This is a genomic window from Pantoea sp. E956-1 (assembly GCF_982223955.1).
This window is the reverse complement of sequence record NZ_CEUYZP010000009.1, coordinates 143,503-160,753: the sequence shown is the minus strand read 5'-3', so window position 1 is coordinate 160,753 and position 17,251 is coordinate 143,503. Positions and strand designations below refer to the sequence as shown.

The following is a 17,251-nucleotide window of genomic DNA, read 5'->3' as shown; positions in this document are numbered from 1 at the left end:
GGCGTGCCAAAGAGGAACCGCTTAAGGATAGTCAGCGTGGGGAAAAGCGTATATGCCTATACATGTCTGAATCTTGCCTGATTCTGCATTTTTCTGGCTGAATCGCCAGGGGAGAGTAAAAGGCCCGCACGCGGCGGGCCTGACAAAATTACTTCTGTAACAGTGGTTTCAGGAAGCGCGCGGTATGTGATTTCTCACACTCCGCCACGGTTTCTGGCGTACCAGCCACCAGGATTTCACCGCCGCCGCTGCCGCCTTCCGGACCCAGGTCGACAATCCAGTCTGCAGTTTTGACCACATCCAGGTTGTGCTCAATCACCACGATGGTGTTGCCCTGATCGCGCAGCTTATGCAGCACTTCCAGCAGCTGCTGGATATCGGCAAAGTGCAGGCCGGTGGTTGGTTCATCCAGAATGTAGAGCGTCTGACCGGTGCCACGCTTCGACAGCTCACGCGCCAGCTTCACGCGCTGGGCTTCACCGCCGGAAAGGGTGGTGGCGGACTGACCGAGGCGGATGTAGGTGAGACCCACATCGATCAGTGTCTGCAACTTACGCGCCAGTGCTGGCACGGCATCGAAGAACTCACGTGCCTCTTCGATGGTCATCTCCAGCACTTCGTGAATGCTCTTGCCTTTGTATTTTACTTCCAGCGTTTCACGGTTATAGCGTTTGCCTTTGCACTGATCGCACGGCACATAAATGTCCGGCAGGAAGTGCATTTCGACTTTCAGCACGCCATCGCCCTGACAGGCTTCACAGCGCCCGCCACGCACGTTAAAGCTGAAGCGGCCCGGGTTGTAACCGCGCGAACGCGCTTCCGGCACGCCCGCAAACAGTTCACGCACCGGGGTGAAAATACCGGTGTAGGTAGCCGGGTTAGAGCGCGGTGTACGACCAATCGGGCTCTGGTCGATATCGATGACTTTGTCGAAGTGCTCCAGTCCCGCCACGTCACGGTAAGGTGCCGGTTCGGCGATGGTCGCGCCGTTCAGTGCCCGCTGGGCAATCGGGAAGAGCGTATCGTTGATCAGGGTCGATTTACCCGAGCCTGAAACACCGGTAATACAGGTGAACAGCCCGACCGGCAGCGTCAGCGTGACATCCTTGAGGTTGTTGCCGCGTGCGCCGGTAATCTTCAGGACTTTAGCCGGGTCGCCTTTGACGCGCTCCTCTGGCACCGCGATGCCACGCTTGCCGCTCAGGAACTGGCCGGTCAGTGACGCTTCCTGCGCCATGATCTGATCAACGGTGCCTTCAGCCACCACCTGGCCGCCATGCACGCCGGCACCCGGACCGATATCGATCACATGGTCAGCGGCACGAATCGCATCTTCATCATGCTCAACCACGATCACCGTGTTACCAAGGTCGCGCAGATGAATCAGGGTGCCAAGCAGACGTTCGTTGTCGCGCTGGTGCAGGCCGATTGAAGGCTCATCCAGCACATACATCACGCCGACCAGACCGGCACCGATCTGGCTGGCCAGACGGATACGCTGTGCTTCACCACCGGACAGGGTCTCGGCGGAACGCGACATCGAGAGATAGTTCAGGCCGACGTTGACCAAAAAGCTCAGGCGATCGCCAATCTCTTTCAGGATTTTCTCGGCGATCTGCGCACGCTGGCCGCTGAGTTTCATGTTTTCAAAGAAGGACATCGCATGACCGATGCTCATCTCAGAGATGGTCGGCAGCGTGGTGTTCTCCACAAAGACATGACGCGCTTCACGACGCAGACGGGTTCCTTCACAGCTGGCACAGGCGCGGTTGCTGATAAATTTCGCCAGCTCTTCGCGTACCGCTGAAGACTCGGTCTCTTTGTAGCGGCGCTCCATATTATTGAGTACGCCTTCAAACGGATGACGGCGTACCGAGGTGTCGCCGCGATCGTTGATGTACTTGAATTCGATGCTCTCTTTGCCTGATCCGTACAGAATCACTTTCTGTACGTTTTCTGGCAGGCTGCCGAACGACGCTTCGATATCAAAATCGAGGTGTTCCGCCAGCGAACGCAGCATCTGGAAGTAGTAGAAATTGCGGCGATCCCAGCCGCGGATGGCACCGCCCGCCAGCGAGAGTTCAGGATTCTGCACCACGCGGTCAGGATCAAAATATTGCTGTACGCCAAGGCCGTCACAGGTTGGACAGGCACCCGCCGGATTGTTAAACGAGAACAGGCGCGGCTCCAGCTCGCTCATGCTGTAACCACAGATCGGGCAGGCGAAGTTAGCCGAGAAGAGCAGCTCTTCTGCGGCGCTGTCATCCATGTCCGCCACGATGGCCGTCCCGCCGGAGAGCTCCAGCGTGGTCTCAAACGATTCCGCCAGACGGGTCGCGAGATCTTCACGCACTTTAAAGCGGTCAATCACCACTTCAATGGTGTGCTTCTTCTGCAGCTCGAGTTTTGGCGGATCGGAAAGGTCACACACTTCGCCATCAATACGCGCACGGATATAGCCCTGGGTCGCCAGATTCTCCAGCGTTTTGGTGTGCTCACCCTTACGATCTTTCACCACCGGCGCCAGCAGCATCAGGCGACGGCCTTCCGGCTGAGAGAGCACCTGATCGACCATCTGGCTGACGGTCTGCGCCGCCAGCGGCACATCATGATCCGGGCAACGCGGTTCGCCAACGCGGGCAAACAGCAGACGCAGGTAATCATGGATCTCGGTGATAGTGCCCACTGTCGAGCGTGGGTTGTGCGAAGTGGATTTCTGTTCGATGGAAATGGCGGGCGACAAACCTTCGATATGATCGACGTCCGGCTTCTCCATTAACGAAAGAAACTGGCGCGCATACGCAGAGAGCGACTCCACATAGCGGCGCTGACCTTCCGCATACAGCGTATCAAACGCCAGTGAGGATTTACCGGAACCTGACAGGCCGGTCACCACAATGAGTTTGTCGCGTGGGATGGTCAGGTTGATGTTTTTCAAATTATGGGTGCGGGCACCACGAACTTCGATCTTATCCATTCACCTTTCCCGGATTAGCAGCACTCACCGCGCCTTGCCGACACGGCCAGAATAAAACATGTCATTATGGCACAAAAAATAGACTGAATAAATATCCAGTACTCTCTGGCTCCGGAGCGGAGCGGATTAAAAATGGAACCCCGCTCTAAAGTGGGAAACACTCCGCAGGACGTGTTAGAATTGATAGATTAGACTGTATGCATTAACTCATCGGGAGACAGCAACATGGCCAGTCGTGGCGTTAACAAAGTGATTCTTGTCGGGAATCTGGGTCAGGATCCGGAAGTACGTTATATGCCAAATGGTGGCGCTGTTGCCAACATTACGCTGGCTACGTCGGAAAGCTGGCGCGACAAGCAGACCGGTGAAAACAAAGAGATCACTGAGTGGCACCGTGTGGTGCTGTTTGGCAAACTGGCTGAAGTCGCGGGTGAATACCTGAAAAAAGGGTCGCAGGTCTATATCGAAGGCCAGCTGCGCACCCGTAAATGGCAGGATCAGGGTGGCCAGGAGCGTTACACCACCGAAGTCGTGGTCAACGTTGGCGGGACCATGCAGATGCTGGGTGGCCGTCAGCAGGGCGGTAACGCCGGTGCAGGCGCTCCAGCCGGTGGCGGCGCGCAGGGTGGTGGCAACAATAATGGCTGGGGTCAGCCGCAGCAGCCGCAGGGCAACAATAACCAGTTCAGTGGCGGTGCGCAGTCTCGTCCGCAGCCGCAGCCACAGAGCGCACCAGCCAGCAACAATAATGAACCACCGATGGATTTTGACGACGATATTCCGTTCTGATCCCGTTAGCTGAAAGAGTGCAAAAAGCCCGCTATGCGGGCTTTTTTTATGCGCGGCGTCTGGCGGCCCGCTAAGACCATTCCGCCAGAATCGCCTCCGTGCTGAGCACGCGCGGCACGTTGCCGGGGATCAGCAGTGAGGCCCACACGTCATTGTGCTGGTTAATCAGTGCTTCGGCGCTGACCCAGCGGCGATCTGCCGTGGTATGCGCATCGGCGGCAACGGTAATGGCATAGCCCGCACTGGCACCGACTTTTATGGTGGTGTCCAGGCAGTAGTCGGTGGCACAGCCACATACTACAAATTCCTCAACCGCCAGCTTCTTTAACAGTGTGTGCAGGTCAGTTTGCCAGAAGCTGTCGCAGGCGGTTTTGGTCACATAGTATGCGCCATCAGGCTGAGTGATTTCCGGCAGCAGATCGAAAGCCGCATTACCCCCACACATCTCGCCTTCCCGGTGCTGGATAAATATTGTGATATCGGCGCGTCCCGTCAGCCGGTTAATCTGCGCAATCCGTCCCGCTTTGTCGAAGCGCGGCGAGCTGAAGACCCCATTCTGCATATCTATAACTAATACCACGCGCTGTGCCATGCTTGATCCCATCCGGTTTGAAAGAAACAGTCTTACCTGAGGCATTGTGGATAGCAATCTTTTGCATTTACACCCCGGTCGCAGGCATGCTAAACCGACTGGTTAAATAAGGAGAGAGAAGTGGAAGGTGTTCCGGCTAGTTTCCCCTGTGAGAAAGACCGCGCCCGGTTTCAGCAACTCGCTGAGCTGCCCGGTGTGGAACTCTATCAGGCCCACATCTCCCGCTACGCCTTTGAACCCCATACCCATGAGGCCTTTGGGATCGGCACGATCGAAGCAGGCGCGCAGCGCTTTCGCTATCGCGGCACCGAATATACTGCGCCGGAGAACTCCCTGGTCATGATGAATCCGGATGAGCTGCATACGGGGGAGTCAGCGTGTGATGAGGGCTGGCGCTACCAGATGATCTACATTCAGCCGCAGCTGATGGATGAACTTACCGGCGATCGCGGCTGGTGGTTCAACGAGGCGCTGTTAACCGATCCGCGCGTAGCGCGGCCGCTCTCCCGCACGCTGGCGACACTCTGGCAGGCGGAATCACCACTGGCGCGCCAGAGCCTGCTCGCTGAACTTCTGTTGCAGATTCGTCCGCTGGCACGCATGTCCTCACAGGGCAGACCGGATGCACGGCATCGTTTTGATCAGGTAAGAGACTTTCTGCGCGCAAACCTCGCAGAACCGGTGCGGCTGGATGAGCTGGCGGCGCTGGCATCGTTATCGCCGTGGCATTTCTTACGCGCCTTTCGCCAGCACTATCACGTTACGCCGCATCAGATGCTGATGGCTTTCCGGCTTTACGACGCCAAGCAAAGGCTGGCACAGGGGGAAGCGGCCGCCAGCGTTGCGGCGGCGGTGGGGTTAACCGATCAGGCCCATCTCACCCGCGCCTTTGCTAACCGTTATGGCATCACGCCGGGCCGCTATCAAAAACAGGTTCGTCAGCCCTGACAGAACCGCAATCTGCTACAAGCATTTCCCGTCCGAACCCGCCACACTGCGCTAAAACACCCTATAAGGAAGAAATCATGTTTGCTGGTGTCATGTTTGCCGTCACGGCCGGGTTGCTGTGGGGATTGATTTTCGTCGGGCCGCTGCTGGTGCCTGACTATCCTGGCGCGCTGCAATCGGCGGGACGTTATGTGGCATTTGGACTGATTGCGCTACCTCTGGCCTGGCACGGTCGTCATCGCCTGCGCAAGCTGGCCCGGGATGACTGGCGTGAGGCGGTAAAGCTCTCGCTGGTGGGAAATCTCTTCTACTATGCGTTTCTGGCGAACGCCATTCAGCGCACTGGCGCGCCGGTCTCCACCATGATTATCGGCACGCTGCCGGTGGTGATCGCCGTCACTGCCAATCTCTGTTACGGCCATCTTGAAGGACGGCTGCCGTGGCGGCGGCTGTTTCCTGCGCTGGTTATGATGGCAGCCGGGTTGCTTTGCGTGAATGTGGCGGAGCTACAGGGCCAGGGTGCGGCGCTGAACCTGAGCCGTTATCTGACCGGTATCGCACTAGCGCTGCTGGCTGTGGTCTGCTGGACCTGGTATCCGCTGCGCAATGCCCGCTGGCTGCGTACACACCCCGAACTGCGACCCTCGACCTGGGCAACAGCGCAGGGCGTCGTGACGCTGCCGATGGCGCTAATCATGTACGCGCTGGTGAGTGTGCAGCTCGCCTGGCAACAGCCCGATTTTTCGTTGCCGTTTGGGCCGCGTCCGGCGGTTTTTATCTCCCTGATGCTGGCAATTGGTCTGCTCTGTTCCTGGCTGGGGACCTTATGCTGGAACGCTGCCAGCCAGCGTCTGCCCACGGTAGTCATGGGGCCGCTGATTGTTTTTGAGATCCTGTTTGGTCTGTTGTGGACTTTTCTCTGGCATCAAAGCTGGCCACCTCTGCTCACCGTGACGGGCATTGTTTGTCTGATGGCCGGTGTTCTGTGGGCCATGCGTATCAAACCGCAACCTCTTGTCGTCCCGATTAAAGAGTAACCCGCGAAAATCACCAAAATACTTCTGCCGCGCGGATGACACGCCGCGCGGCTTTTTAAGATTAAACCCTATCCCGATTTGCTCGCTCTCCGGCAGATTTATGCCGCGAAATCGATTTCATGCCTTTGCGTGATCGTGACTTTACCCTCGGTAGCCTCTCTCATTCCCCGTTTGTCAGTGTAAAAACGGTACTTATGGTCACCTGTACACCGTCATTTTCACCCCTGCCGGGGGCTCACTGTTCAGATATCGGCCTTTAACCAGCAAAAATAGGGCAGCATTATGGACGTTACGCTTTTATCAGCGGCTTTTTATTGCGGTATGGCCCTGAGAAAGGAAGGCTAAAAACCACCATTAACTTCACTCAGTGATAAATGAGTAAGAAAATTCCGCCGCTGCGTTAATAATTAAAGATTAATCTCTGGCATCAATGATGCGCAATGAAGAGTGCGAAAAGATAGACACATAACGTTAGTGTTAAGGAGCAATAAACTATTTATCCTGGATTAATCCTGGAGTAAGTATATGCAATTAACCCATAGCCCGGAATTAAACCGCAGCCGCAAAATTTGAGTTAGTGCCACCATTTACTTAAAAAAGCAGTGATTATTTTTCGGGTGATGTTTATAGTGGCTTAAGGATATTGAGACGATTTAGTTCCGACGATTAGCTGGGCTTACGTAACAAAGGGAGGGCCCAATCCCGCGTAAACGAGATTGGGAAGGGAAGATTAGGCGTAGAATGCGAGACGTTTGCTGTTGTGAATCAATTTTACCGCAAAAAAAGAAGCTTAGCTGTGAAGCCATTCATTAGTTATAAATGGAGCGGAAAAGGGTGCCGCAATTGTCCTGTTAAATGATCTTCATCTCTTCTGGTAAGAACAAATCTCAGCGTTAAGTCTAAAAAGCGCGGTAGCATTGGGTTTAGCGGTTCTCCGTGCCTGACGGATAATGGTATACGCTGCGACTGATATCTAATAAGCGGCAGCTACGGCGCGTGCCGATGTCGAAGGTGGCTTGCAGGAAATCCACAGCCTGACGTTTTTCATTCGTGGTAAAGAAGTGCTTCAGAACGCTCTGCAGCATCTCTTTGTCCGAATTGAGCGTCTGCAGTTCACGCGTGACATTCTGCAGTTTTTCTTCCAACTCTTTGATTTTTCTGCCTTCTTCTGAAGACAACCCAGAAAACTTCTTCTTCCAGCTATAGAACGTGGCTTCAGAGATGCCTAACTCTTCACAAATCTCTCTGACTTTCACGCCCGATTCAGAAGCTTTAATGGCATTTGTGATTTGATCTTCGCTGTATCGTGACTTTCTCATAAATGCTCTTACCTTTCTTATCGATTAATGGATGAGAATGACTTTAATAATTTCTGGCACTGTAAGATTCTATTAAGGCAGTATTAAAGTGCGCGAATTGAATTGCGAAGCTTAAATTAAGATATTTAGAATAAATATCATCATGGGATAAATCTTATTTTATTCTTATCCGGTGGGCGTGCCTTCCTGGAGGGGGATTTTTGTTATAAATTCACCGCATCCAAAATACGAAAAAATTCTACGTACATTGGATATTTAGCCTGTCCGACTTGATTAATATGCCGGGTCTGGCTCTTGAAGGTGATTTTATTTTCAGCCTGAAATCGTTTCCATCTGAAGTGATTCGCGCCATTTATAATAAGAATTATCCTGAATTCACTCTCCGGATTATGATTTACATCTCAATTTTCGGACCAGCCTGGTCTGAAGTCTTACATTTTCGGCAGGCCCACTGAGCGCTTATTAATTCGTTACAGGGATGTTGTACCGAAGCGGTTGTAGTTGAGTAATACTAAGGAAGAGTCGATGAAATTGAGCGTAATGTCTAATGCCGCCTGGATGATGTCTGAGAAGATCATCTCTGTTTTTGGCGTCATTTTTGTGACGTCTTACGTGGCGAAGTCCTTTGGCCCAACAGTGTTTGGCCAGATGGCGTTTTCTACCTCACTATTTGCGATGGTGCAAACCGTTGCAATCTTTGGCACCGAAACCATTCTGTTTAAGCGCGTCAGCAAAAATGCGTCAGCAGGCCTGCGCCTGATGACCATCGCCCGTACGATGAGAATGGTGCTGTTGCTGGCCACTTCGGTGCCAGTCTTAATCTGGGTCTGGTACAACATGCAGGAAAATTTCCTGGCATTTGCACTGGCCTCATTTGTTGCCTCGGTTTTTGTCACCCAGGACACTTTCAGCGTTTATAACAACGCGCGTCTTGCCTCGCGTCTGAATACCATCGCCAACGCCGTGGGCATGCTGCTGAGTTTTGGTATCAGCTTCACCGTGGCCTGGCTGCGTCTTAATCCGCTGTGGCTGACGCTATCGATTGTCGCTGTGACCCTGGTGCCCTATCTGATTAAGCGTCACAACTTCTATCAGGACCATCAGGATCAGATGCCTCCGCGCGAAAAGCGCACTGCCTATCTGCGTTATCTGATGTATGCCGGTTTGCCGCTGGCGATCTCCAGCATCTTTATCTCTGTACAGGTAAAAGCGGCGCAGATGTTCCTTGCGGGCACAGCACCTGCGCGCGACCTCGGGCTGTTTGCAGCGGCGAATACGATTTCTGCCTCCTGGATTTTTATCCCGGTGGCGCTCATCACTTCCTGCTTCACTGAAATCTTCAGGGAGCGCGGCGAGGTCGCTATTAAACTGGCTGCGCGGCTCAATGGCTATGTTATGGCTGTTTCATTGCTGATGTTGCTGGTCATTTCACTTTACGGCGAGCGGATCATCATTGCGTTGTACGGCCCTGAATTCACACAGTCAGGAAGTCTCATTACGTTGCTGTCGATAGCGACCAGCTTTTCGGCAATGGGGACCGTAGCGTATCGCTACATGGTCAAAGAGGGAGGATTTAACTACTTGCTGAGGAAAATCATCTGCCTGATGGTCATCAGTTTGCCGCTCTCCTGGTGGTTGATCCAGGGTCACGGCATCATGGGGGCCGCGTGGAGCGTTTTCCTTTCAGAACTTTTGTCCCTGACCGTAATGAATTACTTCTTTAAAAACGGCGTTATTCAAAAGATTCAGGTTTCCTCACTCAACTACAAAACATACAAATGAGGTCAGATATGCTCAAGTTGAAAGAAGAACTCAGAAGAAGTGTGCAGTACTTTATTAAGAAGATGCCCTGGGCTTATCAGGACCGCATTTACTACTTCCATAAGTTCAGAAAGCTGCCCAATCTGCGTCAGCCAAAAGTGTTCAACGAGAAGGTGTTGTACCGTAAGTTTATCTTCGGCGATTACCAGAACTATGGTCGTCTGTCAGATAAGTACTCGGTGCGCGAATTCATTGCTGAAAAAATCGGTAATGAATACCTGATCCCGCTGGTACACGAAACCACTGACCCGACCACGCTCAACAGCTTACCCTGCTGGAAGGGGACGGTGATCAAGCCGAACCACGCCTCCAACATGGTAGAGATTCTGCTGGAGGAGCCGGACGCACTGCGCAAGCAGCAGATCATTCATGACTGCTATCGCTGGCTGAAGACCGACTTCGCCAACGAAGCGCGTGAGATTCACTATCGCTATATCAAGCCACGCATTCTGGTTGAGAAGTACATTGGTGATGGCAAAAGCGCGCCGATTGATTACAAGTTCCATATGTTCAACAAGCGTGATGGCAAGTTCGAATATGTGCTGCAGGTGATCTACAACCGCTGCCAGCCGCTGCTGTCGATGAATTTCTACGTGAATAACCTCAATGAGGCCTATCACAAGATTCGCGATACCGGTCTGGATGTGTCACCGATTATGCCGTCACTGGAACATGCGCTCGAACTGAGCAAGAAGCTGGCCAGTGATTTCGACTACGTGCGTGTGGACTGGTATATCCATGACGAGCGGATCTACTTTGGCGAACTGACCTTCACCCCGGGTGCAGGACTGGTCACCGGATTAGATCGTGGTTTAAATCAGATGATGGGAGATATGTGGATTCAGGACCGCCGCGGAACGCAGAGCCCGGGCGTTACAGTGCAGGATGTTAATATCCCTGCCATGTTGAAGAAAATTTAAGTACACACAGCAATATAAAAAACCCCGCTAAGCGGGGTTTTTTATGCGCAAAATTCAGGGAATCAATCAGGGCATTGGCCAGTCAGCAGGCGCCTGGCTCATCGCATCGATAAAGGCATGTTTTGATATTTCCACGAAGTTATGCACGTTTTCCATGCTCAGGGTAATGCCCATCAGACCGGTAACAAACCAGCAGGTCATGCCTAAACCAATTCCACCACACATAAATGCCATCACGTGACGGCTATCCTGACGAAGTTTGGTTTTCAGGGTGCTGGCAAAAAACATCATGATTGCGCTCAGCAATTCCCAACGCATAACAAGAAAACTGGCGGTTAATGTAGCCATCGGCCGGACCTCAATATCAGTAAGTATTCCTGACAATCTGCGGACATCACCGGCGGCGGAAAAGTGTGTCAGGGAGGGCTTTTTCGCCGTCAACTCAGGTTCAAAGTGTGACTTGGGTCACATTATATCACCCGATTTTAAATTTTGAACAAAATTTGGCTCTGGTATGGTAGCGGCGTAAGGGAATAGTGAGCAGTAGAAGAAGAACGGCGGAGAAATCAGTCAGATGCGCCCGGCGAGGGCGCAGCAGAGAATTAACGAACCGGGCAGCACTCGCCGGTGGTGCGCTGGGTGAAGCTATTAATCGGGTCGTTACAGCCAAAACTCAGCAGGCGGGGGCGCTGAATCGCCTGGCGACGCATGGTGTGGCGATATGCAGTAGGCGTCTGTGCAAACTGACGACGAAATACGCGGGAGAAGGTCTGCTGCGAGTCATAGCCATACTGCATCGCAATATCAAATACCGGGCGCTGTGTCTGCGACAGGGCTTCTGCTGCCAGCGTCAGACGGCGCTCGCGAATATAGCCACCCAGCGTCTGTTTCGTTACCGAACGGAACATACGCTGCAGGTGCCATTTCGAATAGCCCGATTTTGCCGCAACCTCATCGATCGACAGGCTCTTATCCAGGTTCTGGTCAATCCAGTGCGTCAGGGAATGAATGATCTCTTCTTGCATCATGGCCTCATCCTTCTGGTGCTTAATAAGCGGTAATAGGAGTTTAGTGGTTTTGATGGAGAGCGAGTATAATTCCTCAAGTTAACTTGAGGTAAAGAGCCTGATGAAAAAAGAACGCAACTATCCCAAACCGGTTTTAACACCGGGTGAAGTGGCGCGCCGCAGCGGTGTGACGGTCTCGGCGCTGCACTTCTATGAGACCAAAGGGTTGATTTCCAGCACCCGCAACAGCGGCAATCAGCGGCGATATAGTCGTGATGTGCTGCGACGCGTCGCGATTATTAAGATTGCGCAGCGCATCGGCATTCCGCTGGCGACGGTCAGTAACAGTCTTGATCACATTCCGGCGAACACGCGCATGTCGGCACCAGAATGGGATGCGCTGACCCGGCACTGGCGCGAAGAGCTGGATAAGCGCATTGAAACGCTGACCCGCCTGCGTAATGACCTGGATGGCTGTATCGGCTGCGGCTGTTTGTCGATGCGCGACTGCCCGCTGCGCAATCCCGGCGACCGGCTGGGTCAGCAGGGCTCGGGTGCGGTGCTGCTCGACCCGGAACAGGATGATAAACATCCGGATACAGAGTGACGTCTATACTTGGTGAAGGTCAAAACACAGGGAATCATGATGATCACCGTTCACCATCTTGAAAAATCGCGCTCACATCGGGTGCTGTGGCTGCTGGAAGAGCTGGAAGTGCCGTATCAGATTAAACACTATCAACGCGAACCGACCATGCTGGCCCCGGAGGCGCTGAAAAAAGTGCATCCCCTGGGAAAATCGCCGGTGATTACCGACGGGAATCAGGTCGTGGCAGAATCAGGTGCCATTCTCGAATACCTCGAAGAGAAACATGATCACGCGTTCCGTCTGAAAGTCAGTGATGAGGCGTCACGGCTGCAGTGCCGCTACTGGCTGCACTATGCCGAAGGCTCGCTGATGCCGCTGCTGGTGATGAAGCTGATCTTCGGTCAGATGGGTAAAGCGCCGGTGCCGTGGCTGCTGCGCCCGGTCGGGGCGGCATTCGGTAAAGGGGTACAGAAGGCGTTCCTGGATAAACAGCTTAAGCCGCACATGCAGATGATCGAACAGCATCTGGCTGCGAATCCCTGGTTTGCCGGTCAGCGCTTCAGTATTGCAGACATCCAGATGAGCTTTCCGCTGCTGGCGCTGGCGCAACGTGCCGGACTCGATCAGATGCCTGCCACCCAGACATGGCTGCAGACTGTGCAGCAGCGAGCCGCCTGGCAGCGCGCGATTGCGCAGGGCGGAGAGCTTTCACTGCCCGGTTAATCCCTCTCTCTACCGGCGGGTCGTGCCTCTTCACGGCTGCGCCGGTGCACATTTCCCTGAAAACCGCTTTAACTTCAGGAAGTCAGCATTTAAGGCCGATTTTCGCCGCGCGCCAGCTGACGGCTTAAGCCTGATCTTTATGCTGAAGAATCTCCCTCTGACAGTTGAAAATGTGCCGCTAAACGCCGGATAATCGCATGCCTTTTTAACTGGTCGCTTCTGGCGGCCAACTATCTGCGGCAAGGTAAACGTTTGCCTGGCGGATTAATCCCGACAGTGATGCCGTTTACCCGCTTATTCCAGGGACAGCGATGGTCGCAGAGCGATCCACACAACAAAAATTTTTGAGGCTCAATTATGTCAACTGAATCACGCCCGGCCAGTGGAAAACTGGACGCCTGGTTCTCGATCTCGGCGCGCGGCAGCAGCGTGCGTCAGGAAATTCTGGCCGGACTCACCACCTTTTTGGCGATGGTTTACTCCGTCATCGTGGTGCCAGGAATGCTGGGTAAAGCCGGTTTTCCCCCCACTGCCGTGTTTGTCGCCACCTGTCTGGTCGCCAGCTTTGGTTCCATCATCATGGGGCTGTGGGCTAATCTGCCGATGGCCATCGGCTGTGCTATCTCCTTAACTGCCTTTACCGCTTTCAGCCTCGTGCTGGGCCAGCACATCAGCGTGCCGGTGGCGCTGGGCGCGGTTTTCCTGATGGGGCTGCTGTTTACCCTGATCTCGGTTACCGGCATTCGTGCCTGGATCCTGCGTAACCTGCCGATGGGCGTGGCGCATGGTACCGGTGTCGGGATTGGCCTGTTTTTGCTGCTGATTGCGGCTGATGGCGTAGGCCTGGTAGTAAAAAATCCGGCACCGGGCCTGCCAGTGGCGCTGGGGCATTTCACCACCTTTCCGGTCATGATGACGTTGCTGGGACTGGCAGCGATTATTGGACTGGAGAAGCGCCGGATGCCGGGTGGCATCCTGCTGACGATTATCGCCATTTCGCTGCTGGGGCTGATATTTGATCCGGCGGTGAGCTACAAGGGATTGTTTGCGCTGCCGAGCCTGCGTGATGCCAGCGGTCAGTCACTGCTGTTCAGTCTCGACATTGTGGGCGCGATGCAGCCGGTCGTGCTGCCAAGCGTGCTGGCACTGGTGATGACGGCGGTCTTTGACGCCACCGGCACCATTCGGGCAGTCGCAGGTCAGGCAAATCTGCTGGATAAACAGGGCCAGATAATTAATGGTGGCCGTGCGCTGACTACCGATTCCGTCAGCAGCCTGTTCGCGGGTCTGGTGGGCGCGTCACCGGCTGCGGTCTATATCGAATCAGCGGCAGGAACGGCGGCGGGGGGGAAAACCGGTCTTACCGCGATTGTGGTCGGCCTGCTGTTCCTTGCCATTCTGTTTATGTCACCGCTGGCATATCTGGTGCCGGCTTACGCTACCGCGCCTGCATTAATGTATGTGGGTCTGCTGATGCTGAGCAACGTAGCGAAAGTCGACTTTAATGATTTTGTCGATGCGATGTCGGGCCTGTTAACGGCAGTGATTATCGTGCTCACCTGTAACATTGTAACCGGCATTATGATCGGCTTCGCCAGCCTGGTGGTGGGGCGTGTCTTCGCGGGTGAATGGCGTAAGCTTAACGTCGGCACCGTGATTATTGCTATCGCACTGGTGGCATTTTACGCCGGTGGCTGGGCGATCTGACTGTACAACCGGGCGTGCGGCTGCACGTCCGGAATTTTTCACTTTTTCCCGCCTGGCGCACGCGTAGCTGACAATCTTTACTGCTGTTTGTTTTACACTTCAGCGCTTAACCAATGATTGAAAGAAACGACGCCTAAGGAAAGCATGGAAATCTTTTTTACTATTCTCATTATGACGCTGGTCGTGTCGCTCTCTGGCGTCGCGGCCCGCATTCTCCCTTTTCAGATCCCGTTGCCGCTGGTTCAGATCGCCGTGGGTGCGATGCTGGCCTGGCCAACGTTTGGTCTGCATGTCGACTTTGACCCGGAGCTGTTTCTGGTGCTGTTCATTCCGCCGCTGTTGTTCGCGGATGGCTGGAAGACGCCAATCAGTGAGTTCCTGCATCATGGTCGCGAGATAATTGGCTTAGCACTGGCGCTGGTCCTGATTACCGTGTTCGGCATTGGCTATCTGATCTACTGGCTGGTACCGGGTATCCCGCTGATCCCTGCCTTTGCGCTGGCGGCGGTGCTGTCACCGACCGATGCCGTGGCGCTTTCCGGCATTGTCGGCGAGGGACGCATTCCCAAGAAGATTATGTCGATCGTGCAGGGCGAAGCCCTGATGAATGACGCATCGGGCCTGGTATCACTGAAGTTTGCCGTGGCAGTCGCCATGGGCACCATGGTATTTACCTGGGGCGGTGCCAGCGTGGAGTTCCTGAAGGTTGCGGTGGGCGGCCTGATTGCCGGTGTTGCTATCTGCTGGCTCTACGGTAAGTCGTTGCGCCTGCTCAGCCGCTGGAGCGGTGATGATCCGGCCACCCAGACCGTACTGCTGCTGCTGCTGCCGTTTGCCTCTTACCTGATTGCTGAACATCTGGGTGTCTCAGGCATTCTGGCGGCCGTGGCGGCCGGTATGACCATCACCCGTTCCGGTATTATACGTCAGGCTCCGCTGGCGATGCGCCTGCGCGCCAACAGCGTCTGGCAGATGCTGGAGTTCGTCTTTAACGGCATGGTCTTCCTGATGCTGGGCCTGCAGTTGCCGGATATTCTGCAGACCTCTGTCGATCAGGCGCAGGCCGATCCGAACGTCGAACTCTGGATGCTGTTTGCCGATATCGGGCTGGTCTATGCCGCGCTGATGATCGTGCGTTTTGGCTGGCTGTGGATTATGCAGCGCTTCAGCAAACGCCTGCTGAAGAAGAAGCCGCTGGAGTTTTCTAACTACTCGTTGCGTGAACTGCTGATCGCCTCGTTCGCGGGTGTGCGCGGCGCAATTACCCTGGCCGGTGTCCTGTCGATTCCGCTGTTTATGACCAACGGCGAGCCTTTCCCGGCACGTTATGAGCTGGTCTTTATCGCCACCGGCGTGATTCTGTTCTCGTTGCTGGTCGGTGTTGTGCTCCTGCCGATTCTGCTGCGCGGCATTGATACCATCGATAAAGGCGCACACCGTCGCGAGTTGCAGAATGCGCGTGCGGTAATGGCAGGCGCAGCCATTGAGAGCCTGCACAAGATGGAAGAACGGCTGGAAAATGAGTCGGAAGAGAACATCGATCCGGAGCTGCTTAAAGAGGTGAGCCTGCGGGTGATTGGCAACTTACGTCGTCGCGCCGAAGGGAAGAATGATCTTGAACACGCGCTGTTCGCTGAGAACCTTGAGCGCCGCTTCCGCCTGACCGGGCTACGTGCCGAACGCGCTGAGCTCTATCATCTGCGCGCCACCCAGCAAATCTCCAATGAAACGATGCAAAAGTTACTGCACGACCTGGATCTGCTGGAAGCGCTGCTGATCGAAAAAGAGGAGTAAATCCTGACTGGCACGCCTGCGCATTAATGCGGCGTGCCAGCCTTTCACACCGACAGGCGCGGTGGCTCATCCGGCCAATGCTCGCGACAACAGGCTATCCACGCCTGTGCACTGCGCGACAGATAACTCCCTTCCCGCCAGATCAATCCCAGACTCCACTTCAGCTCCGATTCCAGCGGCAGCCACAGCAGTGATTGCTTATCCAGTCGCTGACAGATCGGCTCCGGCAGAATCGCCAGCCCCATCTCTGCCTGCACCATCGCCGCCAGAAAATCCCACTGACCGCTACGAACCGCCACCGTTGGCGTCAGGTTGAGCCGCTGAAACGCCTGCATCAGCTGTCGATTCAGCGAGAATTCTTCATTGAAAATCAGCAGCGGATGCTCAGCCAGTTCTGCCAGTCCAATCTGCTGGCGGCTGAGCCACTCCGGGCGACGCGGCAGCAGTACGCAGAGCGGATGATGCATCAGGGGCAGGGTGTTCAGCGGCAGCTCGGCATCGACCGGTAGCGCGGTCAGGGCGATATCCAGACTGCCCGCCAGCACCGCCTGTTGGACGGTCAGACCGCCGAATTCAGAGATTTTCAGCTTCACGCCGGGATAGCGGCGGCGAAATGCAGAAATCGATCCGGCGATCTGCATACCCACCATCGGCGGAATACCCAGTCGCAGCTCACCGGTTTTGAGCTGGTTGATGTCACCAATCTCCGCTTCCAGCTGATGAAACTCCTGCAGGATCGCCAGGCCGCGCTGATAGACCGCCTGGCCGCTGTCGGTGAGGTGCAGACGGCGACCATCGCGCAGGATCAGCGTGCAGCCCAGCTCCTCCTCCAGCTGGCGTAGCATTTTGCTGATGGTCGGTTGCGTCACAAACAGCTTTTGCGCCGCACGGGTAAAGCTCTGCTGGCGTACCACTTCAGTAAAATAACGCAGGGCGCGGACATCCATAACTATTCCTTTCAGGCATGATTTCGATAATTTTAATTCATTTTTTTCACCATCTGTTGACGATTTATACTGGTGTCATCA

15 protein-coding genes are annotated in these 17,251 nt (G+C 54.6%); 9 read left to right on the top strand and 6 right to left on the bottom strand.

All coding sequences use genetic code 11. The features are described from left to right. Nucleotides 1-148: 148 nt before the first annotated feature. Nucleotides 149-2,977 carry an excinuclease ABC subunit UvrA gene (gene uvrA / locus AC0T7J_RS19555; protein WP_010252182.1) on the bottom strand — a complete coding sequence of 943 codons (2,829 nt, stop codon included), beginning with the start codon at nt 2,975-2,977 and terminating at the stop codon, nt 149-151. Between the two features lie 225 nt (nt 2,978-3,202). On the opposite strand from uvrA, the gene ssb1 reads away from it, so the two are divergent. Continuing rightward, on the top strand, nt 3,203-3,766 hold the full coding sequence (gene ssb1, locus AC0T7J_RS19550; protein WP_010252180.1) for a single-stranded DNA-binding protein SSB1: 564 nt from the start codon (nt 3,203-3,205) through the stop codon (nt 3,764-3,766). 70 nt (nt 3,767-3,836) lie between these two features. Here the strand turns inward: ssb1 and AC0T7J_RS19545 are convergent, their stop codons facing one another. Then, entirely contained in the window at nt 3,837-4,358 is a 522-nt protein-coding gene (locus AC0T7J_RS19545; protein ID WP_473796094.1) for an isochorismatase family protein, read from the bottom strand. A gap of 120 nt (nt 4,359-4,478) precedes the next feature. Between AC0T7J_RS19545 and AC0T7J_RS19540 the strand changes: the two genes are divergently transcribed. Then, nucleotides 4,479-5,306, top strand: coding sequence for an AraC family transcriptional regulator (locus tag AC0T7J_RS19540; RefSeq protein ID WP_473796090.1), 828 nt, complete (start codon nt 4,479-4,481; stop codon nt 5,304-5,306). A 77-nt stretch (nt 5,307-5,383) separates the two neighbouring features. Next, the gene (locus AC0T7J_RS19535; protein ID WP_473796087.1) at nt 5,384-6,343 is read left to right on the top strand and encodes a DMT family transporter; all 960 of its coding nucleotides are present in this window, start codon (nt 5,384-5,386) and stop codon (nt 6,341-6,343) included. Between the two features lie 923 nt (nt 6,344-7,266). Here AC0T7J_RS19535 and AC0T7J_RS19530 read toward each other — a convergent pair. After that, the gene (locus AC0T7J_RS19530) at nt 7,267-7,662 is read right to left on the bottom strand and encodes a transposase (RefSeq protein ID WP_473796084.1); all 396 of its coding nucleotides are present in this window, start codon (nt 7,660-7,662) and stop codon (nt 7,267-7,269) included. Nucleotides 7,663-8,187: 525 nt separating this feature from the next. On the opposite strand from AC0T7J_RS19530, the gene AC0T7J_RS19525 reads away from it, so the two are divergent. Together AC0T7J_RS19525 and AC0T7J_RS19520 are read left to right on the top strand one after the other, a co-directional pair. Beyond that, nucleotides 8,188-9,444, top strand: a complete 1,257-nt coding sequence (locus AC0T7J_RS19525; protein ID WP_473796081.1) for an MATE family efflux transporter — start codon at nt 8,188-8,190, stop codon at nt 9,442-9,444. An 8-nt stretch (nt 9,445-9,452) separates the two neighbouring features. Then, nucleotides 9,453-10,403, top strand: coding sequence for an ATP-grasp fold amidoligase family protein (locus tag AC0T7J_RS19520; protein ID WP_031591771.1), 951 nt, complete (start codon nt 9,453-9,455; stop codon nt 10,401-10,403). 66 nt (nt 10,404-10,469) lie between these two features. Here AC0T7J_RS19520 and AC0T7J_RS19515 read toward each other — a convergent pair whose 3' ends face one another. Both AC0T7J_RS19515 and soxS read right to left on the bottom strand, forming a co-directional pair. Continuing rightward, nucleotides 10,470-10,751, bottom strand: coding sequence for a YjcB family protein (locus tag AC0T7J_RS19515; protein ID WP_013359796.1), 282 nt, complete (start codon nt 10,749-10,751; stop codon nt 10,470-10,472). Nucleotides 10,752-11,005: 254 nt separating this feature from the next. Then, entirely contained in the window at nt 11,006-11,431 is a 426-nt protein-coding gene (soxS, locus tag AC0T7J_RS19510; RefSeq protein WP_283546509.1) for a superoxide response transcriptional regulator SoxS, read from the bottom strand. Between the two features lie 100 nt (nt 11,432-11,531). On the opposite strand from soxS, the gene soxR reads away from it, so the two are divergent. From soxR to AC0T7J_RS19490, 4 genes are all read left to right on the top strand, one after another. Further along, complete coding sequence (gene soxR / locus AC0T7J_RS19505) at nt 11,532-12,017, top strand: redox-sensitive transcriptional activator SoxR (protein WP_473796076.1); 486 nt, start codon at nt 11,532-11,534, stop codon at nt 12,015-12,017. Between the two features lie 39 nt (nt 12,018-12,056). Then, nucleotides 12,057-12,722 (top strand): glutathione S-transferase family protein, encoded by a 666-nt coding sequence (locus tag AC0T7J_RS19500; RefSeq protein WP_473796198.1) that lies wholly within the window; start codon nt 12,057-12,059, stop codon nt 12,720-12,722. A 357-nt stretch (nt 12,723-13,079) separates the two neighbouring features. Next, nucleotides 13,080-14,429, top strand: coding sequence for an NCS2 family permease (locus AC0T7J_RS19495; RefSeq protein ID WP_473796073.1), 1,350 nt, complete (start codon nt 13,080-13,082; stop codon nt 14,427-14,429). 144 nt (nt 14,430-14,573) lie between these two features. After that, nucleotides 14,574-16,223, top strand: coding sequence for a Na+/H+ antiporter (locus AC0T7J_RS19490; RefSeq protein WP_473796070.1), 1,650 nt, complete (start codon nt 14,574-14,576; stop codon nt 16,221-16,223). A 44-nt stretch (nt 16,224-16,267) separates the two neighbouring features. Here AC0T7J_RS19490 and AC0T7J_RS19485 read toward each other — a convergent pair whose 3' ends face one another. Beyond that, entirely contained in the window at nt 16,268-17,170 is a 903-nt protein-coding gene (locus tag AC0T7J_RS19485; RefSeq protein WP_010252153.1) for a LysR family transcriptional regulator, read from the bottom strand. Nucleotides 17,171-17,251: the final 81 nt, after the last annotated feature.

What these genes read in the sequence shown, in the direction of transcription:
- AC0T7J_RS19535 (WP_473796087.1), top strand. Translation starts at nt 5,384, where the DNA reads ATGTTTGCTGGTGTCATGTTTGCCGTCACGGCCGGGTTGCTGTGGGGA.
- AC0T7J_RS19520 (WP_031591771.1), top strand. Translation starts at nt 9,453, where the DNA reads ATGCTCAAGTTGAAAGAAGAACTCAGAAGAAGTGTGCAGTACTTTATT.
- AC0T7J_RS19525 (WP_473796081.1), top strand. Translation starts at nt 8,188, where the DNA reads ATGAAATTGAGCGTAATGTCTAATGCCGCCTGGATGATGTCTGAGAAG.
- ssb1 (WP_010252180.1), top strand. Translation starts at nt 3,203, where the DNA reads ATGGCCAGTCGTGGCGTTAACAAAGTGATTCTTGTCGGGAATCTGGGT.
- AC0T7J_RS19515 (WP_013359796.1), bottom strand. Translation starts at nt 10,751, where the DNA reads ATGGCTACATTAACCGCCAGTTTTCTTGTTATGCGTTGGGAATTGCTG.
- AC0T7J_RS19490 (WP_473796070.1), top strand. Translation starts at nt 14,574, where the DNA reads ATGGAAATCTTTTTTACTATTCTCATTATGACGCTGGTCGTGTCGCTC.
- AC0T7J_RS19495 (WP_473796073.1), top strand. Translation starts at nt 13,080, where the DNA reads ATGTCAACTGAATCACGCCCGGCCAGTGGAAAACTGGACGCCTGGTTC.
- soxR (WP_473796076.1), top strand. Translation starts at nt 11,532, where the DNA reads ATGAAAAAAGAACGCAACTATCCCAAACCGGTTTTAACACCGGGTGAA.
- AC0T7J_RS19530 (WP_473796084.1), bottom strand. Translation starts at nt 7,662, where the DNA reads ATGAGAAAGTCACGATACAGCGAAGATCAAATCACAAATGCCATTAAA.
- AC0T7J_RS19545 (WP_473796094.1), bottom strand. Translation starts at nt 4,358, where the DNA reads ATGGCACAGCGCGTGGTATTAGTTATAGATATGCAGAATGGGGTCTTC.
- AC0T7J_RS19500 (WP_473796198.1), top strand. Translation starts at nt 12,057, where the DNA reads ATGATCACCGTTCACCATCTTGAAAAATCGCGCTCACATCGGGTGCTG.
- uvrA (WP_010252182.1), bottom strand. Translation starts at nt 2,977, where the DNA reads ATGGATAAGATCGAAGTTCGTGGTGCCCGCACCCATAATTTGAAAAAC.
- soxS (WP_283546509.1), bottom strand. Translation starts at nt 11,431, where the DNA reads ATGATGCAAGAAGAGATCATTCATTCCCTGACGCACTGGATTGACCAG.
- AC0T7J_RS19485 (WP_010252153.1), bottom strand. Translation starts at nt 17,170, where the DNA reads ATGGATGTCCGCGCCCTGCGTTATTTTACTGAAGTGGTACGCCAGCAG.